The organism is Actinoplanes sp. CA-252034 (assembly GCF_050956125.1).
In the GTDB taxonomy this organism is placed as follows: domain Bacteria; phylum Actinomycetota; class Actinomycetes; order Mycobacteriales; family Micromonosporaceae; genus Actinoplanes.
Genome location: NZ_CP191846.1, coordinates 912,327 through 936,686 on the forward strand (window position 1 = coordinate 912,327; position 24,360 = coordinate 936,686).

Consider the following 24,360-nt stretch of genomic DNA (forward strand, 5'->3'; position numbering starts at 1 on the left):
CCGGGCCCGCGCACGTAGCGGCAGTCGAAACGATTCCGGCCTAGGCTGCTCAGCGTGGTAGAGGTCAACGTGGAACCCGTACCGACCGAGGCGAGCATCCGCCGCGCACTGCGCCGCGCCGCCGACGGTAAAGCGATCGACGTGGATGAGGCCGTGGCGCTGCTCACGGCCCGTGACGAACAGTTCGACGAGCTACTGGCGATCGCCGGTGGCATCCGGGACGCGGGTCTGCGCGAGGCCGGCCGGCCGGGCGTCGTCACGTACTCCCGCAAGGTCTTCATTCCTTTGACCCGGCTCTGCCGGGACCGGTGCCACTACTGCACGTTCGCCACCGTGCCGCACAAGCTTCCGGCGCCGTTCCTGGAGCGTGACGAGGTGCTCGAGATCGCCCGTCAGGGCGCGGCGCAGGGCTGCAAGGAGGCGCTGTTCACCCTCGGCGACCGGCCCGAGGAGCGGTGGCCGGCGGCGCGGCAGTGGCTCGACGAGCGGGGGTACGACTCGACCCTCGACTACGTGCGGGCCTGCGCCATCGCCGTGCTGGAGGAGACCGGCCTGCTCCCGCATCTCAATCCCGGGGTGATGAGCTGGGCCGAGATGCAGCGTCTCAAACCGGTGGCGCCGAGCATGGGCATGATGCTGGAGACCACCGCCACCCGGCTGTGGTCGGAGAAGGGCGGTCCGCACTACGGCTCGCCGGACAAGGAGCCCGCGGTCCGGCTGCGGGTGCTCGACGACGCCGGCCGGGTGGGCGTGCCGTTCACCACCGGCATCCTGATCGGTATCGGGGAGAACCTGACCGAGCGGGTCGACTCGCTCTTCGCGATCCGGCGGACGGCCCGGGAGTTCGGGCACATCCAAGAGGTGATCGTGCAGAATTTCCGCGCCAAGCCGGACACGGCGATGCGCGGGATGCCCGACGCGGAGCTGCGCGAGCTGGCCGCCACGGTGGCGGTGGCGCGCGTCATCATGGGGCCGCGCGCCCGCATCCAGGCCCCGCCCAACCTGATCGACGACGAGTTCGCGCTGCTCCTGCGCGCGGGGATCGACGACTGGGGCGGCGTCTCCCCGGTGACGCCCGATCACGTGAACCCGGAGCGTCCGTGGCCGCAGATCGATCTGCTCGCCGAGAAGACGGAGAAGTCCGGATTCACCCTCCAGGAGCGCCTCACCATCTACCCGGAGTACGTGCGCCGGGGTGACGAGGGCTGGCTCGATCCGCGCCTGAAAGCCCACGTGGCCGCGCTCGCCACCGCGGACGGCCTGGGTGCGGACGTGAAACCGGTCGGTCTGCCCTGGCAGGAGCCCGACGACAACTTCGGCGGCGGCCGCACCGACCTCTTCAAGAGCATCGACGAGGAGGGGCGCACCGAGGACCGCCGCTCCGACTTCGACCACGTCTACGGCGACTGGAACGAGGTCGCCTCGCACGTCCGGAGCGCCCCGGCGAGCATGCCCACCGACGTGGTGGCGGCGCTCAAGCTGGCCTCGGAGGATCCGGCCGCCCTGCTCCTGGAGCAGAACGAGGACAAGGCGATGGCGCTGTTCAACGCCGACGGCCCGGCTCTCGACGAGCTCACCCGGATCGCCGACGACCTGCGGAGGCACGTCAACGGCGACGACATCACGTACGTGGTGAACCGCAACATCAACTTCTCGAACGTCTGTTACGTCGGCTGCCGGTTCTGCGCGTTCGCCCAGCGTGAGAAGGACGCCGACGCGTACCGGCTGTCGGTGGAGCAGGTCGCCGACCGGGCCGAGGAGGCGTGGCGGGACGGCGCGTCCGAGGTCTGCATGCAGGGCGGCATCGACCCCAAGATGCCGGTCACCGCCTACGCCGACCTGGTTCGCGCGGTCAAGCAGCGTGTTCCCGGGATGCACGTCCACGCGTACTCCCCGATGGAGATCGTCACCGCCTCGGCGAAGGCCGGGGTGTCCTTGCGGGAGTGGCTGACCGATCTGAGGGAGGCCGGCCTCGGCACCATCCCGGGCACGGCGGCCGAGATCCTCGACGACGACGTGCGCTGGGTGCTGACCAAGGGCAAGCTGCCGACGTCGACCTGGGTGGACGTGGTGACGACCGCGCACCAGGTGGGCATCCGCTCCAGTTCGACCATGATGTACGGCCACGTCGACCACCCGCGCCAGTGGCTGGGCCACTTCCGGGTGCTGGCCGGCATCCAGGACGTCACGGGCGGCTTCACCGAGTTCGTGGCGCTGCCGTTCATCCACACGAACGCGCCGATCTATCTGGCCGGCATCGCCCGTCCGGGTCCGACCTGGAGGGAGAACCGGGTCGTGCACGCGATGGCCCGGGTGCTGTTGCACGGCCGGATCAACAATATTCAGTGCTCCTGGGTGAAACTCGGCGACGAGGGTACCCGCGAGATGCTCAACGGCGGTTGTAATGACCTGGGGGGCACTCTCATGGAGGAGACGATCTCGAGGATGGCCGGTTCGGAGCACGGTTCAGCCAGGACGGTCGCGGAGCTGAAGGAGCTGGCGGCCGCCGCGGGCCGTCCGGCTGTGGAACGCACCACGGTGTACGGACGCAGGTAGGGGGCACTGCCGGGCCGGCTGAGCCGCGGCCGGTCCGCCAGTGGGGGTTGGAGACGTTTCGGCCGGACATGATCCATTCGGCGGACCCGGGTAGGGGGACCCGCTGCCCCTTGGTCACGAATCGGGTTAAATTGGACGCGAAGGCCGGGCTTCGCGTTACCTTCCGGCGGGTTGGAGCGATAGGGCTGGAACAGGCCTGTGATCTGCCCTCCGGTGGTGCGGAAACGGGCCCATTTAGCAGGTTCGGCTTGACGACGCACGTCTTACACGCGTGTAATTTTGGTGGGGTTGTGGGGACGATGTGGCACAAAGGCGTCGTACCCACAAAAACACGCCGCGTGCGTGGGGGGTCAGCGCCGGTCTTCGTGCCGGCGCGGAATTTGGAGGCACGCCGATGGAAACGACGCAGGTTGAAGGGGTAGACCTGCTCGGGGACGCGCCCGAGTGGCAGGAGCGGGCGCTGTGTTCACAGACCGATCCCGAGGCTTTCTTTCCGGAGAAGGGCGGCTCGACGCGTGAGGCGAAGCGCATCTGCGGCCGCTGTGATGTGAAAGCCGAGTGCCTCGAGTACGCGCTCGGTCATGACGAGCGTTTCGGTATCTGGGGTGGACTGTCCGAACGTGAACGTCGCAAGTTGAAACGACGAGTGGCCTGAGAAGACGCTAGGCCAGCTCGTCGGGATCCACTCCGAGCAGGTTGGCAACCTGCTCGATGATCACATCGTGGACGAGGTCGGCGAGGTCCTCCCGATCCATCGCCCGGAACTCCAGCGGGCGGCGGTAGAGCACGATCCGCGGCGGCAACTCGTGTCGCCCGGGGCGGCCCGGCAGTAGCCGGGCCAGGGGCACCTCGCCGTCCTCGAGCACGTCCGAGTCGTAGACGTTCAGCTCCGGTGGCACGTCCTCGACCGCGAACTCCACGCCGGCCAGCTCCTTGGCGTAGCGGCGCTCCAGGCTCTCCACGGTGTCCAGCACGAGGTCGTCGAAGATCTCCGCCTTGGTGCGGGCCAGCGGCACTGTCGCCGGAACCAGACGGCCACGCAGGCCACGCCCGTGCCGGTCCCGGCGTGCGGGACGGCCCGGTCCGGGGCTGCGGGTCGCCTTGCCGTCCGTCCGGCGGCGTTCGGGACTGGTGGTCACGCGGCCAGCGTAGCCCCACTCGGCCGACGTACGTGGTCAGCCCGTGGTCATCGTGTGTCCGCGCCGTTAATTCGCCCCATCGGGTCGGCGTGTACAACGACCATCGCCGAATCGTGATGCGCCCGGGTCGGCGTGTCGCGAGGCAACACGACCCAGAATCGCGAACGGAGAGATAAGTTGCCGCCGTGAGGTCACCACGGCGCTGCTCCCGGAACGGCTGTCCCCGACAGGCGGTCGCCACCCTGACCTACGTCTATGGCGATTCCACGGCCGTAGTGGGCCCTCTCGCGGCCTTCGCAGAACCCCACACGTACGACCTGTGCGAGACGCACGCCCGCAGCCTCACCGCCCCCCGAGGCTGGGAGCTCGTCCGCCACGACGGCGACTTCGCGCCGCCACCCCCCACCACCGACGATCTGGTCGCCCTGGCCGAGGCCGTCCGCGAGGCCGCCCGTCCGGTCCCTCCGCGCCCGGACGACACCGACCACACCCCGGGCCATCAGACGGGCCGCCGCGGTCATCTCCGGGTGATCCCGCCCTCACACTGAAGAGCCCGCAGCGGTACGGGCCACCCCGCCCACCACCGCACCAGGCCCGTCCCCGGGCTACAGCGCGACGCCGGCGACCCCTCCCGCCCGTCAGCGCGCCTCTCGGGCTGAGGCGTCACCTCACCCTTACCGAAAGCCGTAGTGGCTCCCGTCACATCCCGGGACCGGGATGCGACGGGGAAAGCCGCCCGGCGATCGTCAGGTCAGGGCGACCAGGTGGAAGCGCTTGCGGAGCCAGGGAATGAGCTCGCGGTACGCGTCGATGGTGGCCGGCTGCGCGTAGTCGTGGGAGAGGATGATCGCGCCCGGGCGGGTGTTCCGCTTCACCGACCGGATGATCTTGTCGCGGTGCGAGTTGTTCGACTCGGTCTCCGCCTGCTCCCAGTCGCGAGGGTCGACCTTCCAGTAGATCGAGTGCATGCCCATCTCGGCGGAGATCTTGACCAGCGCCGGGGTGAAGTTGCCACCGGGCGCACGCATGTAGCGGATCTTGGCGTCCGGCACGACCGCGCGGATGGCGGCGTTGGTGCGCTCCAGGTCGGCGCGGATCGCATGGTGAGCGCGCTTGCCGAGTTTCAGATCGTGGTTCCACGAGTGGTTGCAGAAGCTGTGACCGCCCTTGGCGATCGCCCGCACCAGGTCGGGGTGGCGGCGCGCCTGCGTCCCGACCAGGCAGAAGGTCGCCTTCACCCTCTCCTTGGCGAGGAGCTTCAGCAGTTTCGGTGTGAGGTCCGGGTCGGGCCCGTCGTCGAAGGTGAGCGCGACGCCCTTGGATCCCGTCGTCAGGAGGCTGCCGGCGGGCCCGGACCTGCCCTTCGGCTTGACGATCGGAACGCTCGTGGGGCTGGTCTTCGTCGGTTTCGGCGCCGGCGTCGCCGGTGTGGCCGCCGGAGTCGTGGGCGCTGACGGCGCCGGGCTCGACGGCGCGGCGCTGGGCGCCGGCTGTGCGGTGGTTGTCGCCGCGGTCGCCTGGCCGACGAGTCCTGTCATGATCAGCGCGATGCTGATCGCGAAGGCCTTCCGGGTATGCGACAGCCGTATCAAGAGACCTCCCCAGGTCGGTGTTGCGCCTGCCGACGATGCCTCGAATCGCCGGCGGACGCCACAGCCGGATGTTCGATTGGCGCGAATCCGGTAATGCGTCAAGTTTCGCCGGAGTTCGATCGCGGATCGCCGATGGGGTCGGTCACGGTGGTAAATGTCTCGAAATGTCTACCCGACTGGTGGGCGGGGCCGGTACGCGCCCGCCCACCAGCGGATCAGCCGAGCTCCTCCAGCTCCCGCGCGGTGAGCAGCCGGGAGCGGATCAGGAACCGGACGCCCTCGGGCGCCTCCAGCGAGAAGCCGGAACCGCGGCCGGGGACGACGTCCACCGTCAGGTGCGTGTGCTTCCAGAGCTGGAACTGACTGGCCGACATCCAGAACGTGATGGGCTCCGGCACCCCCTCGATCGCCAGAGACTGCAAGAGCACGTCGGATCCGCCGGTACGGAACTCGCCCTCCAGGTAACACATCGGCGAACTGCCGTCACAGCAGCCGCCGGACTGGTGGAACATCAGTGGGCCGTGCTGCCCCCGCAGCTGCCGCATGAGATCGGCGGCCGCGGGGGTGACATCCACGCGTGAGGCCATCTCTAGAAGAACCCGAGGGCCTTGGGGGAGTAACTGACCAGGAGGTTCTTGGTCTGCTGGTAGTGGTCGAGCATCATCCGGTGGTTCTCCCGCCCGATGCCGGACTGCTTGTAGCCACCGAACGCCGCGTGCGCCGGGTAGAGGTGGTAGCAGTTGGTCCACACCCGGCCGGCCTTGATCGCCCGGCCGGCCCGGTACGCCTGGTTCCCGTCCCGGGTCCACACGCCGGCGCCCAGGCCGTACAGCGTGTCGTTGGCGATCTTGATGGCGTCGTCGAAGTCGCCGAACGGTGTCACCGAGACCACCGGCCCGAAGATCTCCTCCTGGAAGATCCGCATGTTGTTGCGGCCCTCGAAGATCGTCGGCTGCACGTAGTACCCACCCGCAAGGTCGCCGGGCATCTCCGCCTTGGCCCCGCCGACCAGCGCACGCGCGCCCTCCTGCCGGCCGATGTCCAGGTAGGAGAGGATCTTCTCGAGCTGGTCGTTGGAGGCCTGCGCGCCGACCTGCGTGTCGGTGTCGAGCGGGTTGCCCTGCTTGAGGTTCTCCACCCGCTTCACGCCGGCGGCCAGGAAGTCCGAGTAGTGGCCCTGCTGGATCAGCGCACGCGACGGGCAGGTGCACACCTCGCCCTGGTTGAGCGCGAACATCGCGAAGCCCTCGAGCGCCTTGTCGAAGAAGTCGTCGTCGGCCCGGCTGACGTCCTCGAAGAAGATGTTCGGGCTCTTGCCGCCCAGCTCCAGGGTGACCGGGATCAGGTTCTCCGAGGCGTACTGCATGATCAGGCGGCCGGTGGTGGTCTCGCCGGTGAACGCGACCTTGGCGACCCGGCTCGAGCTGGCCAGCGGCTTGCCCGCCTCCACGCCGAAGCCGTTGACGATGTTCACCACGCCGGCCGGGATCAGGTCGCCGATCAGCGAGAACAGGTAGTGGATCGAGGCCGGGGTCTGCTCGGCCGGCTTGAGCACGACCGCGTTGCCGGCGGCCAGGGCCGGTGCCAGCTTCCAGACCGCCATCAGGATCGGGAAGTTCCACGGGATGATCTGCGCGACCACACCGAGCGGCTCGTGGAAGTGGTAGGCGACGGTGTCCTCGTCCAGCTCGCCCGCGGAGCCCTCCTGCGCCCGGATACAGCCGGCGAAGTAGCGGAAGTGGTCGATCGCGAGCGGGATGTCGGCGGCCAGCGTCTCCCGTACCGCCTTGCCGTTCTCCCAGGCCTCGGCGACGGCGATCTTCTCGAGGTTCTGCTCCATCCGGTCGGCGATCTTGTTGAGGATGTTGGCCCGTTCGGTGGGCGAGGTGCGACCCCAGCCGGGGGCGGCGGCGTGCGCCGCGTCCAGGGCCTTCTCCACGTCGTCGGCGGTGCCGCGGGCGACCTCGCAGAAGATCTGACCGGTCACCGGGGACGGGTTGGTGAAGTACTGGCCCTTGGCCGGCGGGACGTACTCGCCACCGATGTAGTGGTCGTAGCGGGACTGGTAGCTGACGATCGAGCCCTCGGAACCGGGCGGGGTGTAGACGGTCACGGTCTCGCCTCCTCGTTTCGGCGGACCTTAGTTACGGCTACGTTGCAGCAACGTTGCACGCGTATTCACGAGTCAGGGCGGCGACCCGGCGGGCGGCGACCGGATCGGCCGGGACCAGCGCGGCGTACGCCTCCCAGAGGTCCAGATCGTCGCTGCCCCACGAGCTGTTCAGCCAGGTCCGGAGCAGCCGCCGGTCGCCGGCCTCCAGGATCGCGGCGCGCAGCCGGTCGTCCAGCAGCCGCCGCAGCCGCACGATCCCGGGCGCGTCCGAGGCGGGCAACAACGGGCCGGGGTACGCGTCGACGGCCTCCGCCGTCCGCCCGGCGGTCAGCAGCCGCGCCACCACGCCGAAGTCGGTCTCCAGCGCCGTGCGCAGCCGGTAGGGCCGGGAGTCGAGCAGTTCCGGGCCGAGAATGCGGCGCAGCCGGGACAGCTCGGCGCGGATCGTGACCGGGTTCACCTCGTCGCCGTACAGCTCGATGCCGAGCTGATCTCCGGTGCGCCCCTCCGGATGGATGGCGAGCAGCGCCAGCAACTCCGAGTGCCGCCGGCCGAGCCGCACCTGCCGACCGTTCACCGCGAGGCGGGCCTCGTCCCGGCCGAGTGCCACGACATGCGGCCTCCGCGGGACGGGCTCGACCGTGCGGAGGTACGCCTCGGCGGCCAGCGCCGTGGCCCGGACCAGAGCGAGACTGTGCGGATTGGCCAGATGGTCCCCACCGGTGACGTCGATCGCCCCGAGCAGCCGGCCGGTGCCGGGATCGTGGACCGGGGCCGCCGCGCACGTCCACCGCTGCACCGGATGGCTGAAGTGCTCGGTCGCGAAGATCTGCAGCGCGTGGTCGACGGCGAGCGCGGTCCCCGGCGCGTTCGTGCCGGCGTGCGCCTCGTCCCAGCGAGCACCGGGCACGAAGTTCATCGACGCGGCGCTGCGCAGCGTCGCCGGGTGCCCCTCGACCCAGAGCAGGCGGCCGTGCGCGTCACAGACCGCCATCATGTGGTCGCCGTCCTCGGCCAGGCCGCCCAGCAGATCCCGGAAGATCGGCATGACCCGGGACAGCGGGTGCGCCGACCGGTACGCCTCCAGGTCGCCGTCGGCCAGATCGATCGGTGCCGTGTTGTCCGCCCCGATGAACGCGGCGGAGCGGGCCCAGGAGTCGGCGACCACCGCGCGCATGCGGTCCGGCCCGGTCTCCCCGGCCAGGAACCTCTCGTGGGCACGGCCGATCAGCCGGATCCGCTCGGCGGGGTCGTCTCCGGGGGTCAGCGCGAGCCACGGGTTCACCGGCAGCACCTCCAGCCCCCATCGTGACCCGCGTCACGGCTGGTGACAACAGTCCCTATTCTTCGGGCCGTGCAGCCGTGGCCCCGTACCGAAGAAGAAGCCCTCGCCGTGCAGGACGCCCTGCGCTCCCGCATCGTCCCGGAGGACGGCCCGGCGTTGCCGGCCACCGTCGCCGGCCTGGACGTGGCCTACTCCGACGACGACTCCCGCCTCGCGGCCGCGGTCGTCGTGCTCGACACCGCCGACCTGTCGATCGCCGACACCGCCGTGGTGCGCGGGGTGCCGGCCTTCCCGTACGTCCCGGGGCTGTTCGCCTTCCGCGAGGTGCCCGCGCTGCTGGAGGCCCTGGACCGGCTGACCGTGCGGCCCGACGTGCTGATCTGCGACGGGCACGGCCTGGCCCACCCGCGACGCTTCGGGCTCGCCGCCCACCTCGGCGTGCTCACCGATCTCCCGTCGTTCGGCGTCGGGAAGACCCGGCTGGTGGGAGACTGGGAGCCGGTCGGCGAAGAGCGGGGCTCACGATCCGCGCTCGTCGACGCGGGGGAGACGGTCGGCGCCGTGCTGCGCACCCAGCCCGGGGTGAAGCCGGTCTTCGTCTCCGTCGGCCACCGGATCGGCCTGGACCGGGCCTGTGCGCTGACCCTGCGCCTGACCCCACGTTTCCGGCTGCCGGAGACCACCAGGGTCGCGGACCGTGCCTGCAGAGATTCCCTGCGTTAATCGCCCGGCAGTGCGGTTAGAACATGGGGGTACCAGGCACTCCGCTACCCTCGGGGCCAAAGGGGACTTCCTGAGGAGTGAGCAGTGTCTGATCTGTCGCAGATCATCAAGGCGTACGACGTACGGGGAACCGTCCCGGACCAGTTCAACGAGACGGTGGCCCGGGCGATCGGCACGGCGTTCGTCGAGATGTTGCGCGAGTCCGGTGACGAGCCGGACCAGATCGTGATCGGCCACGACATGCGGGAGTCCGGCCCCAGCCTGGCCGCCGCGTTCGCCAACGGGGCCAACGCCGCCGGTGCCGCCGTGATCAACATCGGTCTGGCCTCCACCGACCAGCTCTACTACGCCTCCGGCTCGCTGAACCTGCCGGGTGCGATGTTCACCGCCAGCCACAACCCCGCGCAGTACAACGGGATCAAACTGTGCCGCGCCGGCGCCCGCCCGGTCGGCCAGGACAGCGGCCTCGTCGTCGTCCGGCAGCGCGCCCAGCAGCTCCTCGCCGACCTGAACGCGGAGGCCGACGGCCCGGCCCGGGTCGAGCAGCGTGACGTCCTCACCGACTACGCGGCCCACCTGCGGTCGCTGGTCGACCTCTCCGGCATCCGGCCGCTCAAGGTCATCGTGGACGCGGGCAACGGCATGGGCGGCTACACCGTCCCGGCCGTCCTCGGCGACCAGGTGCTCCCCGCCCTGCCGCTGACCATCGCGCCGCTCTTCTTCGAGCTGGACGGCTCGTTCCCCAACCACGAGGCCAACCCGCTCGACCCGAAGAACCTGGTCGACCTGCAGAAGGCGGTCCGCGAGCAGGGCGCCGACATCGGCCTGGCCTTCGACGGCGACGCCGACCGCTGCTTCGTCATCGACGAGAACGGCGACCCCGTCTCCCCGTCCGCGATCACCGGTCTGGTGGCGAGCCGCGAGCTGGCCAAGTTCCCGGGCAGCACGATCATCCACAACCTGATCACCTCGGCCGCGGTGCCGGAGATCATCGTGGAGAACGGCGGGAAGCCGGTCCGCAGCCGGGTCGGCCACTCGTTCATCAAGGCCGAGATGGCCTCCACCAACGCCGTCTTCGGTGGTGAGCACTCGGCCCACTACTACTTCCGTGACTTCTGGTTCGCCGACACCGGCATGCTCGCCGCCATGCACGTGCTCGCCGCGCTCGGCGGCCAGGACCTGCCCCTGTCGGAGTTCGCCGCCGAGTACGAGCGGTACGTCGCCTCCGGTGAGATCAATTCCACCGTGGCCGACGCCACCGCCAAGATCGCTGAGGTGCGGGCCGCGTTCCCGGACGCCTCGGTGGACGAGCTCGACGGCATGACGTTCCAGGTCGGCGACGGTGCCTGGTTCAACCTGCGGGCGTCCAACACGGAGCCTCTCCTGCGGCTCAACGTGGAGGCCCCCGACGCGGACCGGATGGCAAAGCTCCGTGACGAGGTCCTGGCCATCGTTCGTGGATAGGATCGCCACGACCTAGTTCTTTCGCGGCGATTAGGAGTAGCTCGGTGGCGCTCGATCAGCAGTTGCTGGAGATTCTGGCCTGCCCGGACACCCATCACGCGCCCCTGGAGCATGACGCGGGCGCGCAGACGCTGACGTGCACCGAGTGCGGCCGGATCTTCGAGATCCGCGACGACATCCCGATCCTGCTCCTCGACGAGGCGCGGGAGCCGGGATCGGCGGCCTCCGCCCCCGTCGTCGACCCCGGTCCGGCCGCGGCTGACCCGCCGGCCGATTCCTCATCGGCCGCCGGTTCTCCGGTCTCGGCCGGTGCGGCAGGTTCTTCGGATGCGGCGGCGTCACCGGGCGTTTCCGGTGCGGCCGGTTCCTCGGGTGCGGCCGGCTCGGCCGGCGTTGCCGGTGCGGCTGGTTCTTCGGGTGCGGCCAGCTCGGCCGGCGTTGCCGGTGCGGCTGGTTCTTCGGGTGCGGCCGGCTCGGCCGTCGCCTCCGGCTCGTCCGACAAGGAGTCGAAGTGATGGCCGGCCCACGGGGTGGCTCCGCCGGGGTCAACGGGCACCGCGTCGCCGACGAGTCTCTGCTCAACGACGAGAAGTCGATGCTCGACAACGACCCGGGCGGCATGCTGCGGGCCACCGCTTCGGCGGGCGCCCAGGTGCGTGAGGCGGCGGCCCTGGCCGCCGAGGTCGACCTGAGCATGCTCGCCGACGAGGGCCGGCCGCGCGCCGTCGTGGTCGCCGGCATCGGCACCGCCGGTCTGACCGGCAGCATCCTGTCCACCGTCGCCGGCCCGCGCTGCCCGGTGCCGATCATCGGGCATCGCAGCGCCGGTGTTCCGGGGTGGGTCGGCGCGGCCGACGTGGTGATCGCGGTCTCCGCCTCCGGCCGTAGTCCCGAGGCCCTCGCCGCCGCCGAGGCCGCCGCCCGCCGCGGCGCCCGCCTGGTCGCCATCGGCAATCCCGGCTCCGAGCTGGAGGCGCTTGCCGAGCGGGCCCGTGCCCCGTTCATCGGCGTGCCGCGTCGGGCCCCGGCCCGGGCCACGCTGTGGGGCCTGACCATCCCGGTGCTCTTCGCCGGGCGTGCGCTGGGCCTCGCCAAGTTGGCCGAGGCGGACATCGCCGAGACCGCCACCCGGCTCGACGCCGACGCCGAGCGCTGCCGTGCCGGTGCCGACTCCTTCGTGAACCCGGCGAAGGCCCTGGCTCTCGGCCTGGCCGGTTCGGTCCCGATCGTCTGGGGCTCCTCGCCGCTGGCCACGGTCGCGGCCCGGCGGTTCGGCGACACCCTGGCCGCCAACGCCCGCTACCCGGTGATGGCCGGCGCTCTCGGCGAGGCCGGCCGTGGCCGGGTGGGCCTGCTCGACGGCGTTTTCGGCGGCCTCGCCGAGACGTCACGTGACATCTTCGCCGACCCGGACGAAGAGGACGACGAGCAGGCGCTGACCCGTCTGCGGCTCGTGGTCTTCCGCGACGGCGGTCTCAACCCGGAAGACGACGCGGACGAGCCGGTCGCCGTCGAGGAACGCCGGGCCGACGCCATCCAGACGATCGCCGACCGGCGCGGGGTCCGCTGCGACGTGCTGACCGCCGAGGGCGGCTCCACGCTGGAGCGGCTGGCCTCGCTGGTGGCGGTGCCCGACTACGCCTCCCTCTACCTGGCCCTGGCCCACGGCCTGGACCCGATGGCGGTGCCGGCGATCAGCGAGATGAAGGAACTCGCCAACCCCCTTCCCGAGGGCCTCTGACACACGGCGAGGGCCTCCGACACACGGCGATCCGCTCGGCCCGCTCTCGCGCGGGCCGGCCTCTCCGCAGGCGGCCAGCCATGCCGAGGCGCGGCCGGGCTCTGTTCAGGAGACCGGCCACGCCGCAGCCTTCTTGGGGCGGCCGGCCATGTCGCAGCCCTCTTGGGGGCGGCCGGCGATGTCGCGGCGTGGCAGGCCTTCCTTCGGGGGCCGGCGATGTCGCGGCGTGGGAGCTCGGCGATGTCGCGGGGTGGCTCGGGTGTCTTGAGTCGTAACCGGCGCGACCCCCGGGTTGCGCCGGTTAGCTGCTACTTTGCCGGGTATGACCGTGTATCCCTTGACCGGAGTCATCCGGCCGTATGCCTGGGGTTCCCGGACCGCGATCGCCGACCTGCAGGGCCGTCCCGCCAGTGACGGGCCCGAGGCGGAGCTGTGGCTCGGCGCGCACCCCGGCGACCCTTCCACCGTGCCGGGCCCGGACGGGCCGGTCGACCTGATCCAGCTGATCGGCTCCGATCCGGCCGGGCAGCTCGGCGACGATGTCGTGCGGACCTTCGGGGCCCGTCTGCCGTACCTCCTGAAGGTCCTCGCGGCCGGCGCCCCGCTGTCGTTGCAGGCCCACCCGGACGCTGATTATGCCAAGGTGGCGTTCGCCCGTCAGGAGGCCGACCCGGCCGCCCCGAAGAACTACACCGACGCCCACCACAAGCCCGAGATGCTGGTGGCGCTCACGCCGTTCGAGGCGCTCTGCGGCTTCCGTGACCCGGCCGTCGCGGCCGCGGTGATCGGTGGGCTCGGCCTGCCCCGGCTGGAGCCGGTGGTCACCGCCCTGCGCGGCGACGACCTGGCCGAGGCGGTCCGGCTGCTGCTCACCTGGCCGGCCGACGACCGGGCCGCCCTGATCGACGAGGTGGTCGCCGCCGCCCGTGCGATGCCGGCCGGCCACGAGCACGCCGACTCGTTCACGCTCGCCGTCGACCTGGCCGGCCACTACCCGGGCGACCCCGGGGTCCTGGTCGCCCTCCTGCTCAACCTGGTGCGCCTGGCGCCCGGCGAGGCCATCTGGATGCCTGCCGGAAACCTGCACGCCTACCTCAAGGGCCTGGGCGTCGAGTTGATGGCGGCCAGCGACAACGTTCTCCGCGGCGGCCTCACCCCGAAACGCGTCGACGTGGACGAGCTGCTGCGGGTCCTGCGGTTCGAGGTCCTCGACGATCCGCTGCTGCCCGCGGTGACGCTGGAACCGGGAGTCGACACGTGGACCGTGCCGGTGGGCGACTTCGTCCTCTACCGCATCGAACTGGACGGCACCCGCCCGCCCGTCGAGGTTCCCGCCCACGGCCCGCGGATCGTCCTGTGCACGGAGGGGACCGTGTTCGCCGGGCAGAGCGAGGACGGCACACCGGTCGAGCTCAACCCCGGAACGGCGGCCTACGTCCCGGCCGGTGCCGGCGCGATCAAGGTGGCCGGCACCGGTCGCCTGTTCGTCGCCGCCGTGCCCGGCTGAGCCGCGCGGGGCCCGCACCGCGCGGGGCCCGCACCGCGCCGTGCGGGCCCCGCGTCTGGTCGGAACGGGGTGGTGCGGCCCGGCCGTCGTGCTGTGCCGGAATGGGGTGGTGCGGCCAGGCCGGCGTGCTGCGGCGCGGCGGCGGTACCGCGCGTCAGCGCTCTTGCAGAGCGCAGTGACGCACCGTCCAACCGACATGACCGAAATTTCTGCAAATAACTTGACATGACGGTTGCAGAGTGTGAATCTAAGAGCACGCAGCGTCATTGGTGATCGGGGGTCCCACGGACGCGCGCGGTACCAAACCGGGGGGATGAACGGGGCGGCGGGTTTCGACCTGTCGCCCCGTTCGCTATGTCCCCACTCCCGCATTCCGGTGTCGTCCCCGCCCGTCGGCACGGCCGGCAGCGTCCGCCCACGAGCAGGACGCACGCATGCCCGACCCCGGCCGCGCGACCGTTCGCGATCTGGGCGGGAGCGCGGCAGCCTCGGTGAGCTTCGCGCGCTCGTCGCGCACGTCAGAGGCGTGACGGCCTGGTTTCCGTGGCCTGCCTGGGTCGTACCGAATCGGGGTTTTCGGGGTGAGGATCTGCATAGAGTGAACCGCTGCTTCGGCACCCACGGGGGTTCACATGACTGGCACCGACGGTGATTTCAAGGTCGCCGACCTGTCGTTGGCCGCGTTCGGCCGCAAGGAGATCGAGCTGGCCGAGCACGAGATGCCCGGCCTGATGGCGTTGCGTGCGGAGTTCGGGCCGTCGCAGCCGCTGCGCGGGGCGCGGATCACCGGGTCCCTGCACATGACGATCCAGACCGCGGTGCTGATCGAGACGCTGACCGCGCTCGGGGCCAAGGTGCGCTGGGCGTCCTGCAACATCTTCTCGACGCAGGATCACGCGGCCGCGGCGATCGTGGTGGGGCGTGACGGCACGCCGGAGAAGCCGAACGGGGTGCCGGTCTACGCCTGGAAGGGCGAGACGCTCGACGAGTACTGGTGGTGCACCGAGAAGGTGCTGCTCTGGCCGGACGGCGAGGCGCCCAACATGATCCTCGACGACGGTGGCGACGCGACGCTTCTGGTGCACAAGGGCGCCGAGTTCGAGCGGGCCGGCGCCGTGCCGTCGCCGGAGACCGCGGCCTCCGAGGAGTACGCGGTGATCCTGAAGTTGCTGGGTCGCAGCCTCCGGGAAGATCCCAAGCGGTGGACCCGGACGGCGGCCGGGATCAAGGGCGTCACCGAGGAGACCACCACCGGCGTGCACCGGCTCTACGAGATGCAGCAGGCGGGGACGCTGCTCTTCCCGGCTATCAACGTGAACGACTCGGTGACCAAATCGAAGTTCGACAATAAGTACGGCTGCCGGCACTCGCTGATCGACGGCATCAACCGTGCCACCGACGTGCTGATCGGCGGCAAGGTGGCGGTCGTCTTCGGGTACGGCGATGTGGGCAAGGGCTGTGCCGAGTCGCTGCGCGGCCAGGGCGCCCGGGTGATCGTGACCGAGGTGGACCCGATCTGCGCGCTGCAGGCCGCGATGGACGGCTACCAGGTGGCGACGATCGACGAGGTGGTCGCGACCGCGGACATCTTCGTGACGGCGACCGGCTGCTTCGACGTGATCACCCACGAGCACATGGCCCGGATGAAGCACCAGGCCATCGTCGGCAACATCGGTCATTTCGACAACGAGATCGACATGGCGGGGCTGGCCCGGCGCGGTGACGTCGAGCGGATCGTGATCAAGCCGCAGGTCGACGAGTGGCGGTTCGCCGACGGGCACTCGATCATCGTGCTCTCCGAGGGCCGCCTGCTGAACCTCGGCAACGCCACCGGCCACCCCTCGTTCGTGATGAGCAACAGCTTCTCGAACCAGACGATCGCGCAGATCGAGCTCTTCACGAAGACCGAGGAGTACCCCGTGGGGGTGTATGTGCTGCCGAAGAGACTCGACGAGAAGGTGGCCCGATTGCACCTCGCGGCGCTCGGTGTGCACCTGACCGAACTGACCAAGGAGCAGGCCGCATACCTCGGGATCGCGGTCGAGGGGCCGTACAAGCCGGAGCATTATCGCTACTGAAGGCGCTGTGCAACTTGCACCGGGGGGTCACCGCGTCGATATGGTGGGCTCCGTGGCGAGGCCGACTTCGACAGCACGCCGCGAGCTGGGCGGTGAGCTGCGCCGGCTTCGCGGTGAGCGTCGTGCTGTCGACGTGGCGACGGCCCTGGGTTGGTCCGAGTCGAAACTGAGCCGGATCGAGACCGCGCACACCGGGATCAGCGAGGACGACCTGGATCGCCTGCTCACCCTCTACGGGGTCGCGGTGGAGGACCGGGGGCGCCTGCGTGGCCTGGCCCGGCGTGGACGGGCCCGGGCGTGGTGGACGCCGTACCGGTCGTCGGTCCCGGACCCGTACGACGAGTATCTGGCGCTGGAGTCCGAGGCGGTCCAGATCTTCGAGTGGGAGGCCCAGGTGGTGCCGGGCCTGCTGCAGACCGACGAGTACGCGCAGGCGGTGATCGAGACCGGCGCGGACATCGACGACGCGCTGATCATCCAGCGCCGCCTGGCGCTGCGGATGGGCCGGCAGAACACGATGAGCCGGGTTCCGCCGCCCACGCTGCGGATGGTGGTCGACGAGGGCGTGCTGCTGCGCCAGATCGGTGGGCCGGCCGTGCAGCGGCGTCAGTTGACCCGGCTCTACGAGGCGAGCAGCCGGCCCGGGATCGAGCTGCTGATCCTCCCTTTCGAGGCGGGCGCACACGCCGGGCTGATCGAGTCGTTCATGGTCCTGGAGTTCGCGCCCGGCACCCGGTCACCGGTGGTGCACATCGAAGGGCTGACCGGCGGCCTCTTCCGGGTGAAGCCGGAGGAGATCGACGTGTATCGCGACGCCTTCGATGACCTGCAGGAACGCGCATTGTCGCCAGAAGAGAGCCGAACGGCCATCGCTCAGTCGAGGGATCGGATCGGTCGTTGACCGCTCGCCGTGGGGTCCAATGGAGAGGCATTCCACGGTAAAGGGAGACGATCATGCAGGACACCACACTGACCTGGCGCAAGAGCAGCCGTAGTGGCGCTGCCGGGCACTGTGTCGAAGTCGCGGAGGCGCCGGCCACGGTGCTGGTGCGCGACTCCAAGGACGTCACCGGCCCGGTGCTGAGCTTCGGCGCCCGGGACTGGACCGGCTTCATCGCCGGTATTCGCGCAGGGGAGTTCGACCGGCCCGGCATGTGATCGCTGATCGCCTGCCACGGGCGGTCCCGGACCGGGACCGCCCGTTCTTCTATCTTCGGGGCACGTTCCCGGGCCCGATCGGCCCGTGGTCACACGCCTCCGGGGACGGGCTCCCGGCAGGATCGGCTCCCGGGTGACGCGTCCCCGACGGTGGGCTCCCGGCAAGATCGGCCCCCAGGTAACGCGAAGACCGGGAGGACAGTGCAATATTGGACCGCATGAGAGCCCGGGTACTGGTCGTCGATGACGACCCAGCGTTGGCCGAGATGCTCGGCATCGTTCTCCGTAGCGAAGGCTTCCTTCCGTCTTTCGTAGCCGACGGTGAACGGGCCCTGGCCGCATTCCGGGAGAGTCGTCCCGACATCGTCCTGCTCGACCTGATGCTGCCGGGGATGAGCGGGATCGACGTGGCCCGTGCGATCCGTGCCGAGTCGGGCGTCCCGATCGTCATGCTGACCGCCAAGAGCGACACGGTGGACGTCGTGCTGGGCTTGGAGTCCGGCGCCGACGACTACGTGGTGAAGCCGTTCAAACCCAAGGAGCTGGTGGCCCGGATGCGGGCCCGGTTGCGCCGGGGCGAGGACGCCGCGCCGGAGATGCTGACCATAGGGCCGCCGGGGAACCAGATCACCATCGACGTGCCGGCGCACACCGTGTCCCGGGACGGCGAGGAGGTGAAGCTGACGCCGCTGGAGTTCGACCTGCTGGTCGCGCTGGCCCGCAAGCCGCGTCAGGTGTTCACCCGCGAGGTGCTGCTGGAGCAGGTCTGGGGTTATCGGCACGCCGCCGACACCCGCCTGGTCAACGTGCACGTCCAGCGGCTGCGCGCCAAGATCGAGCCGGACCCGGAGCGGCCGGAGATCATCCTGACGGTCCGTGGTGTCGGCTACAAGGCGGGCACCGGCTGATCCCCGGGAGCGGCTAATCTTGCCGCGAGATGCGTGCTCCTGCCTGGCTCCCCATGCCCGTGCGCCGTGCCCTGCGAGTGGTGCGGCGCTACTGGCGTGTGCTGGTGCGATATTCGATGCGATACACGGCGCCGGCCCGCCGGGCCTGGCGCCGGTCGCTGCAGCTACGGGTGGTGACGATCACCCTGCTCGCCTCCAGCCTGCTGGTCGGCACGTTCGGCGCCTTCATCGCCGACCGCAGCGCCGAGATCCTGCTGAGCCGGGCCGACGACGAGGCGCGGTCGGCGCTGAACACCAAGGTGAAGTTCGCCACCGATCAGCTCACGCTCTATCCGCAGGCGCGTGACCCGGAGCTGCCGAGCGCGCTCACCGAGCTGGCCGACGATCTCTTCGTCGGCGAGTCCACGGCGCGGGGCAACGCGGTCATCTCGATCCGCGCCGAGGGCTCGCCGGACCTCAAGGCCGTCGTCGTCCCGCCGGCGGTCGACACCAGCGACCTGATCACTCCGGAGATGGCCAAGGCGGTCACCGGCACGGGCGGCGGGGTCAGCAGACAGATCCGGACCACCGAGATCCAGGGCGAGACGATCAAATATCTGGTGTACGGGTCACCCGTCACCACTCGCTTCGGTCAGGTCGAGCTCTATTACATGGTCCCGCTCACCAGCGAGGACCAGGACGCCAACCTGATGAGCACCACGGTGCTCGCCACCGGCCTGGCCCTGGTGATCCTGCTCGGTGTGGTGGCGGCACTGGTGACCCGGCTGGTCGTCACGCCGGTCCGGGTGGCCGCCCGGACCGCCCAGCGGCTCTCGGCCGGTCTGCTCGACCAGCGGATGAAGGTCGACGGCGAGGACGATCTGGCCCTGCTGGCGGCCGCGTTCAACCAGATGGCGGCCAACCTGCAGCGGCAGATCGTCCGGCTGGAGGAGATGTCCCGGCTGCAGCGCCGGTTCACCTCGGACGTGTCGCACGAGCTGCGGACACCGCTGACGACCGTTCGGATGGCCGCCGACCTGATCTTCTCCGAGAGGGAGGACTTCGACCCGGCGGTGGCCCGCAGCGCCGAGCTGCTGCAGGCCGAGCTGGACCGCTTCGAGGAGCTGCTCACCGACCTGCTGGAGATCAGCCGGTTCGACGCCGGCTTCGCCGCGCTGGACGCCGAGCACACCGACCTGGTCCCGATCGTCGAGCGGGTGGCCGAGCGGCTCACCGGGCTGGCCGAGCGGGCCGGTGTGGAGATCCAGCTGAACCTGCCGGACACCCCGGTGATCGCCGAGGTCGACCCGCGGCGGGTGGAGCGGGTGCTGCGTAATCTGGTGGGCAACGCCGTCGAGCACGCCGAGGCCAAACCGGTGCAGGTCACCCTGGCGACCGACGACGCTGCGGTGGCGATCACCGTGCGCGACCATGGGATCGGCCTGAAACCGGGCGAGGAGCGCCTGGTCTTCAACCGGTTCTGGCGGGCCGACCCGTCCCGGGCCCGGCAGACCGGAGGCACCGGCCTCGGGCTGTCCATCAGCGTCGAGGACGCGCGGCTGCACGGCGGCTGGCTGGAGGCATGGGGCTCGCCCGGCGAGGGCGCCCAGTTCCGGCTCACCGTGCCGGTGCGGGCCGGTGACCGGCTGGTGGCCGCGCCGCTGCCGCTGATCCCCCGGGACCGGACAGCGGAGGTGAGCTGATGATCCGACGAGTGCTGGCCTGCACGGCCGTCGCCGCGCTGCTGCTCGCCGGGTGTGGCATCCCCGACGAGTCGGATGTCACCGTGGTCGGCCCCGGCCCCTCGACCGGCACGTCCTCCGGCGACAACGGCCGGCGTACCCCGATCGCCCGGAACTCGACGAGCGACCGCATCCAGTTCGTCGCCAACTACCTGCGCGCGGCCGCGGGGGAGTACGACGGCGCCCTCGACCGGGTCAAGCAGTTCATGTCGGCCGGCACGCGGGAGAGCTTCAACCCGCCGGCCGCGCCCCGGGTGATCCGCCTGACCGAGAAACCGCTGATCAACTCGACCGAGGACCGGGTGGTGATCTCGTATCAGCTGCTCGGCACTCTCGGGAAGAACGGGCTGTTGGAGCCGTCGTCCGAGCAGGTCGAGGACAAGTACGAGCTGGTCCTCGACGAGGTCCCCGGCGACGGGCTGTACGTGGTGCAGGCGCCGCCGTTCCTGCTGCTCAGTGATACCGCGGTGACCGAGTACTACGACGAGCACACGATCTACTTCTGGAACACCGACCAGACCGGCCTGGTCCCGGACGTCCGTTACCTGCTCAGCGAGGTCCCGAAAGAGCAGCAGCCGACGATCATCGTGAACTGGTTGATCGGTGGGCCCGCCCCGTGGCTGCAGGACGCCGTGGAGCCCCTGCCGGACGGCACCAAGCTGGAGAACAAGGTGCCCGCGATCGACAAGGACCGCCTGCAGATCCGGCTGAGCGCGCAGGCCGTGCCGACCGAGGGCGCCGTCGAGGCCATGGAGCACCTGCGCATCCAACTACAGTGGTCGCTGCGGAGCCTGCTGCCCGAGTATTTGGATCTCACGGTCGGTCATCAGCAGCCGCGCAGCTACTCCGGTGAGGACTTCGTCGCCAGCAACCCGGCGTCCCGGCTGCTCCCCGACCCGGAGCGGTTCGTGGTCTACGACCGCAGCGTCCGGCGTCTGTCGGAGGCTTCCCGGCCCACCTCGGACTTCGTTCCGGGCATCGCGCCGGACGACAACAAGGACGTCTCGCTGGCGGCCCTCACGACCTCCGGCACGGCCGTCTTCGCCGCCCTGGTCACCGGCTCCGGCAAGAACGAGCGGCTACGGGTGGGCAGCGCGGCCATCGGCAACCAGGTCGTGCTGAAGGAGATCCCCGGTCTCCCCACCGGCCTGGGCCATCCGATCTGGGCCGTCACTCCGGAGAACGACGCGGCCGGCGCCGTCGGTTTGATCATCGCGGGCGGCCGGCTCTGGCGGTTCCGGGCGCAGGGCGGTCCGGTGCAGGAGGTCTCCTCACCCGGTACGGCGGGGCAGATCACCGCGATCACGGTCGCTCCCGACGGGCACCGGGTGGCGCTGGTGGTCGGCGGGCGGCTCTACCGGGCGGTTCTCAACCTCAGCGGCGACGGGCAGGCCCTCACCGGACTCCAGCAGGTCTTCTCGCCGCTCACGTCGGTCACCGCGGTGGACTTCAGTGGCGAGGGCTGGCTCGCCGTGGCCGGAGCGGGCCGGGACGACGGGCGGACGTCGATCATCTACACGTCGATCGACGGGGTCCTGCAGTCGCCGGTGCTGCCGGACATGGGCAACGAGGTGGTCACCTACCTCACCGCGTACCCGGCGAACCCGCTGAAGCAGCGGAACAATGTCGGCTCGGTGCTCTACTCCACCTCCAACGGCAGGAACGCCTTCGAGGCGCTGTCGCTGGCGGTGCAGATCGGGGCGAAGGACCTGGCCGGCCCGTCCGGCGAGCCGCGGCCGGACGTGGTGCCCGAAGCGCCCTTCTTCCTCAACTGAGACCGCATGGTGGTCGCTGAACTCGCTGATCTCGTCCTGCCCGGCGTCTGCGCGGGGTGCGGGGCGGAACGGGTGCGGCTCACCTACGGCGCCTGTGCGGACTGTGTGACGGCGCTGGAGTCGCTGCGGCCGCGCGCTGCCATGCCGAGCCCGCCGCCGGCCGGTTTCCCGGACTGTGTGGCGGTCGGGGCGTACTCCGGGCCGTTGCGGGGCGCGCTGCTGGCGTACAAGGAGAAGGGTCGGTACCGGCTCGCCCGGCCGCTCGGGACGCTGCTCGCCGGCGCGGTGTCGGCGCTGGCGCCGCGCGACCGGCCGGTGACCCTGGTGCCGGTGCCGTCGACCGCGGCGGCGCGACGGGAGCGGTACGGCGATCACATGGCCCGTCTCGCCGATCATGCGGCGCGGCGGTTGCGGGCCGCCGGATACCGGGTGAACGTGGTGCAGCCGCTCCGTGCACTGCCCCGTCCTGACTCCACGTCACTGGAAGCATCCGAACGGGCTACCGTAGCTGTCAATTCGCTGCGAATGATGCCCCGAATCAGCAATCCCCTCCGCGATGGGAGATCGCGAGGCACGCTGGTGGTGGCGGATGACATCGTCACCACCGGTGCCACGTTGGCGGCGGTGGCACGCCGGCTCGAGGAGGCGGACATGCAGGTCACGGGTGCCGCGGTGCTGGCAGCGACCGAGTTGCGCAAGATCCGCCCCGGCATTTGTCGGTGATCGTGTCCCGAGCGGCCGATAGAGGCCAATGTCAGTCTTCAGGTATCCCAAACGAGGGGTGACTGACGGGCATAGGCGGGCTAGCGTCTAGGTGACGAGGGTAAGTGCGCAGACTTATCCGCCACCGGGAGCGCCTCAGTCGCACCGGAAAGGAGTCGTCTCACTCTCTTGAGCCGCGTCCCGCTGTTGATCATGACGCGGCGTTTCACCCAGTAGCGGGCCGCGCCGCGAATCGGCGCCCGCAAGCACAAGCGTTGGGGGAGGTCACGAGTGGACATTGTCGTCAAGGGCCGCAACGTAGAGGTTCCCGACCACTATCGAGAGCACGTCGCCGACAAGCTGAGCAAGGTCGAGCGTTACGACCAGAAGCTCATGAGGGCGGACGTGGAGCTCTTCCACGAACGCAATCCGCGACAGTCCGACACCTGCCAGCGGGTCGAGATCACCGTCAGGACCAAGGGCCCCGTGGTACGCGCCGAGGCCCAGGCACAGGATTTCTACGCAGCCCTGGACTGCGCGATCAACAAACTCGACGCCCGGCTGCGCCGTTCCGCCGACCGGCGCCGGGTGCATCGCGGACGGCATGCGCCGGTCTCCGTCGCCGCGGCCACCGCCAATCTCCCCACCGACCTGACTTACGGCCAGACCGCGACGCTGACCGAGCCGGTCCTCGACGCCGAGCCGGCCGAGCACGACGAGGACCAGCCGTGGCGCATCGTGCGGGAGAAGGAGCACTCGGCCGAGCCGATGACCGTCGACGACGCCCTCTTCCAGATGGAGCTCGTCGGCCACGACTTCTATCTGTTCCATGACAAGGACAGCGGGCGGCCCAGTGTGGTCTACCGCCGCCGTGGCTACGACTACGGCATCCTCAGCCTAGGCATGTGAGGCGTTTTCGCCGGAGGCCTGTGCGAGCAGGTCTCCGGCGAGGAGCACGAACTGGACGTCGTCGGTGCGTGTGCCGTTCGGCCCGGGCAGGCGCGAGCGCAGGTATGCCTCCCGGCTGAACCCGGCCTTCTCCAGCACCCGCTGCGAACCGGCGTTCGTCGGCAGCGTCCCGGCGATGAGACGGGCGACACCCGTCTCGGCGAAGACCCAGAGAGCGAGCAGTTGCGCGGCGCGCGAGGCGAAACCCCTTCCCCGGTACGCCGGGAGCATGCTGTACCCGATCATCGCCTGACCGGTGGGTGGCTCCTGGTAATACAGGCCGATCTCGCCGGCCCGTGCCCCGGTCGCGGTGTCGAGGATGACCAGGTCGGCCCGGTCCCCGGCCAGCCAGTGCGCCTCGGCGCGGGCACACCGCCGGCGGATCTCCCCGGCGGGTTTCGGCTCGGGCGGCACGCTGGTGGCGATGACGTCCGGCACGTTGTGCAGCTCGGTGTAGAAGTCGGCGTCCGACGCGCCGAGCGGCCGCAGGGTGATCACGCCGTCGGTCAGCTCGCCGCCGGGCAGATCGGGCAGCAGGCGCGGGGTCGGGCCCTCGGGATCATCGGCCAACCGGGAGAAGACGAGCAGCTCGGGATGGCCGCGGCGGACCGCCTCACGGGTGTAGCCGGCGGCCAGGGCGACCCGCTGGGCCGCCGTGTCCTCCCAGCCGATCCGGATCTCCAGCCGGGCACGCCGGGTCAGCGCCGCGCGGCTGAACTCGCGCACGGCGGTCGTCGCCACGCCCCGGCCACGGTGCTCCGGCGCCACCTCGAAGGTCAGGATCCCGTGTTCGAGACCGATCCGCCCGAGAACGGCACCGGTGTGCTCGTCGACGATCTCGTCTCCCCGGAAGCGGACTCCGCTCCCGGCACCCGCGTCCTCGAGCCGTACTCCGGTGTTCTGATCCACGTGGCCATCCTCTCCGGGACGCGCCCGGCCGCCAAATCCCG

The 24,360-nt window shown here is 70.4% G+C and carries 21 protein-coding genes and 1 pseudogene; 16 read left to right on the forward strand and 6 right to left on the reverse strand.

Annotated elements, in window-relative coordinates:
• The first annotated feature begins 54 nt into the window (after window positions 1-54).
• Together ACQPZW_RS04275 and ACQPZW_RS04280 are read left to right on the forward strand one after the other, a co-directional pair.
• Entirely contained in the window at window positions 55-2,556 is a 2,502-nt protein-coding gene (locus tag ACQPZW_RS04275; RefSeq protein ID WP_433793528.1) for a bifunctional FO biosynthesis protein CofGH, read from the forward strand.
• A gap of 394 nt (window positions 2,557-2,950) precedes the next feature.
• Entirely contained in the window at window positions 2,951-3,211 is a 261-nt protein-coding gene (locus ACQPZW_RS04280; protein WP_433793529.1) for a WhiB family transcriptional regulator, read from the forward strand.
• Window positions 3,212-3,218: 7 nt separating this feature from the next.
• Here ACQPZW_RS04280 and ACQPZW_RS04285 read toward each other — a convergent pair whose 3' ends face one another.
• Window positions 3,219-3,695: a metallopeptidase family protein gene (locus ACQPZW_RS04285; protein WP_093618566.1), complete on the reverse strand. Its 477-nt coding sequence runs from the start codon at window positions 3,693-3,695 to the stop codon at window positions 3,219-3,221.
• A 185-nt stretch (window positions 3,696-3,880) separates the two neighbouring features.
• Here ACQPZW_RS04285 and ACQPZW_RS04290 point away from each other — a divergent pair, with 185 nt between their 5' ends.
• Window positions 3,881-4,243: a DUF3499 domain-containing protein gene (locus ACQPZW_RS04290; RefSeq protein ID WP_093618565.1), complete on the forward strand. Its 363-nt coding sequence runs from the start codon at window positions 3,881-3,883 to the stop codon at window positions 4,241-4,243.
• Window positions 4,244-4,441: 198 nt separating this feature from the next.
• Here ACQPZW_RS04290 and ACQPZW_RS04295 read toward each other — a convergent pair whose 3' ends face one another.
• The 4 genes from ACQPZW_RS04295 to ACQPZW_RS04310 all read right to left on the reverse strand — a co-directional run bounded on the left by ACQPZW_RS04295 (window position 4,442) and on the right by ACQPZW_RS04310 (window position 8,685).
• Window positions 4,442-5,233 (reverse strand): polysaccharide deacetylase family protein, encoded by a 792-nt coding sequence (locus tag ACQPZW_RS04295; protein ID WP_433793531.1) that lies wholly within the window; start codon window positions 5,231-5,233, stop codon window positions 4,442-4,444.
• 269 nt (window positions 5,234-5,502) lie between these two features.
• Entirely contained in the window at window positions 5,503-5,874 is a 372-nt protein-coding gene (locus ACQPZW_RS04300; RefSeq protein ID WP_433793532.1) for a DUF779 domain-containing protein, read from the reverse strand.
• A gap of 2 nt (window positions 5,875-5,876) precedes the next feature.
• Complete coding sequence (gene exaC, locus ACQPZW_RS04305; RefSeq protein ID WP_433793533.1) at window positions 5,877-7,400, reverse strand: acetaldehyde dehydrogenase ExaC; 1,524 nt, start codon at window positions 7,398-7,400, stop codon at window positions 5,877-5,879.
• A 37-nt stretch (window positions 7,401-7,437) separates the two neighbouring features.
• Window positions 7,438-8,685, reverse strand: a complete 1,248-nt coding sequence (locus tag ACQPZW_RS04310) for a GAF domain-containing protein (RefSeq protein WP_433793534.1) — start codon at window positions 8,683-8,685, stop codon at window positions 7,438-7,440.
• A 69-nt stretch (window positions 8,686-8,754) separates the two neighbouring features.
• Between ACQPZW_RS04310 and nfi the strand changes: the two genes are divergently transcribed.
• From nfi to hpf, 13 genes and pseudogenes are all read left to right on the forward strand, one after another.
• Window positions 8,755-9,408 (forward strand): deoxyribonuclease V, encoded by a 654-nt coding sequence (gene nfi / locus ACQPZW_RS04315; RefSeq protein ID WP_433793535.1) that lies wholly within the window; start codon window positions 8,755-8,757, stop codon window positions 9,406-9,408.
• Window positions 9,409-9,492: 84 nt separating this feature from the next.
• Window positions 9,493-10,872, forward strand: a complete 1,380-nt coding sequence (locus tag ACQPZW_RS04320) for a phosphomannomutase/phosphoglucomutase (protein ID WP_433793536.1) — start codon at window positions 9,493-9,495, stop codon at window positions 10,870-10,872.
• 44 nt (window positions 10,873-10,916) lie between these two features.
• Window positions 10,917-11,078 (forward strand): annotated as a pseudogene (locus tag ACQPZW_RS04325) (Trm112 family protein); the annotation flags it as partial.
• A gap of 308 nt (window positions 11,079-11,386) precedes the next feature.
• Complete coding sequence (locus ACQPZW_RS04330; protein WP_433793537.1) at window positions 11,387-12,613, forward strand: SIS domain-containing protein; 1,227 nt, start codon at window positions 11,387-11,389, stop codon at window positions 12,611-12,613.
• 322 nt (window positions 12,614-12,935) lie between these two features.
• Complete coding sequence (manA, locus tag ACQPZW_RS04335) at window positions 12,936-14,120, forward strand: mannose-6-phosphate isomerase, class I (protein ID WP_433793538.1); 1,185 nt, start codon at window positions 12,936-12,938, stop codon at window positions 14,118-14,120.
• Window positions 14,121-14,752: 632 nt separating this feature from the next.
• The gene (gene ahcY, locus ACQPZW_RS04340; protein WP_433793539.1) at window positions 14,753-16,198 is read left to right on the forward strand and encodes an adenosylhomocysteinase; all 1,446 of its coding nucleotides are present in this window, start codon (window positions 14,753-14,755) and stop codon (window positions 16,196-16,198) included.
• Between the two features lie 52 nt (window positions 16,199-16,250).
• A complete protein-coding gene (locus ACQPZW_RS04345; RefSeq protein WP_433793540.1) occupies window positions 16,251-17,099 on the forward strand; it encodes a helix-turn-helix domain-containing protein in 849 nt (282 codons plus the stop codon).
• 53 nt (window positions 17,100-17,152) lie between these two features.
• Window positions 17,153-17,356, forward strand: coding sequence for a DUF397 domain-containing protein (locus tag ACQPZW_RS04350; RefSeq protein ID WP_360291148.1), 204 nt, complete (start codon window positions 17,153-17,155; stop codon window positions 17,354-17,356).
• 218 nt (window positions 17,357-17,574) lie between these two features.
• Complete coding sequence (gene mtrA / locus ACQPZW_RS04355; protein WP_433793541.1) at window positions 17,575-18,264, forward strand: MtrAB system response regulator MtrA; 690 nt, start codon at window positions 17,575-17,577, stop codon at window positions 18,262-18,264.
• Between the two features lie 116 nt (window positions 18,265-18,380).
• Complete coding sequence (mtrB, locus tag ACQPZW_RS04360) at window positions 18,381-19,946, forward strand: MtrAB system histidine kinase MtrB (protein WP_433797418.1); 1,566 nt, start codon at window positions 18,381-18,383, stop codon at window positions 19,944-19,946.
• Window positions 19,946-21,760, forward strand: a complete 1,815-nt coding sequence (locus ACQPZW_RS04365) for an LpqB family beta-propeller domain-containing protein (protein ID WP_433793542.1) — start codon at window positions 19,946-19,948, stop codon at window positions 21,758-21,760. The genes mtrB and ACQPZW_RS04365 overlap by 1 nt, the downstream gene beginning before the upstream one ends.
• A gap of 6 nt (window positions 21,761-21,766) precedes the next feature.
• Window positions 21,767-22,483 carry a ComF family protein gene (locus ACQPZW_RS04370; RefSeq protein WP_433793543.1) on the forward strand — a complete coding sequence of 239 codons (717 nt, stop codon included), beginning with the start codon at window positions 21,767-21,769 and terminating at the stop codon, window positions 22,481-22,483.
• 270 nt (window positions 22,484-22,753) lie between these two features.
• Window positions 22,754-23,371: a ribosome hibernation-promoting factor, HPF/YfiA family gene (gene hpf / locus ACQPZW_RS04375; RefSeq protein WP_433793544.1), complete on the forward strand. Its 618-nt coding sequence runs from the start codon at window positions 22,754-22,756 to the stop codon at window positions 23,369-23,371.
• On the opposite strand, the gene ACQPZW_RS04380 is transcribed toward hpf, so the two are convergent.
• Entirely contained in the window at window positions 23,360-24,319 is a 960-nt protein-coding gene (locus ACQPZW_RS04380) for a GNAT family N-acetyltransferase (RefSeq protein ID WP_433793545.1), read from the reverse strand. The two genes, hpf and ACQPZW_RS04380, sit on opposite strands and share 12 nt — an antisense overlap.
• Window positions 24,320-24,360 lie beyond the last annotated feature (41 nt).

Bases quoted from the DNA above. Each gene is read 5' to 3' on its own strand.
- ACQPZW_RS04280 (WP_433793529.1), top strand. From the start codon at position 2,951: ATGGAAACGACGCAGGTTGAAGGGGTAGACCTGCTCGGGGACGCGCCC.
- ACQPZW_RS04295 (WP_433793531.1), bottom strand. From the start codon at position 5,233: ATGACAGGACTCGTCGGCCAGGCGACCGCGGCGACAACCACCGCACAG.
- ACQPZW_RS04300 (WP_433793532.1), bottom strand. From the start codon at position 5,874: ATGGCCTCACGCGTGGATGTCACCCCCGCGGCCGCCGATCTCATGCGG.
- ACQPZW_RS04330 (WP_433793537.1), top strand. From the start codon at position 11,387: ATGGCCGGCCCACGGGGTGGCTCCGCCGGGGTCAACGGGCACCGCGTC.
- manA (WP_433793538.1), top strand. From the start codon at position 12,936: ATGACCGTGTATCCCTTGACCGGAGTCATCCGGCCGTATGCCTGGGGT.
- ahcY (WP_433793539.1), top strand. From the start codon at position 14,753: ATGACTGGCACCGACGGTGATTTCAAGGTCGCCGACCTGTCGTTGGCC.
- ACQPZW_RS04350 (WP_360291148.1), top strand. From the start codon at position 17,153: ATGCAGGACACCACACTGACCTGGCGCAAGAGCAGCCGTAGTGGCGCT.
- mtrA (WP_433793541.1), top strand. From the start codon at position 17,575: ATGAGAGCCCGGGTACTGGTCGTCGATGACGACCCAGCGTTGGCCGAG.
- mtrB (WP_433797418.1), top strand. From the start codon at position 18,381: ATGCGATACACGGCGCCGGCCCGCCGGGCCTGGCGCCGGTCGCTGCAG.
- ACQPZW_RS04365 (WP_433793542.1), top strand. From the start codon at position 19,946: ATGATCCGACGAGTGCTGGCCTGCACGGCCGTCGCCGCGCTGCTGCTC.
- ACQPZW_RS04370 (WP_433793543.1), top strand. From the start codon at position 21,767: ATGGTGGTCGCTGAACTCGCTGATCTCGTCCTGCCCGGCGTCTGCGCG.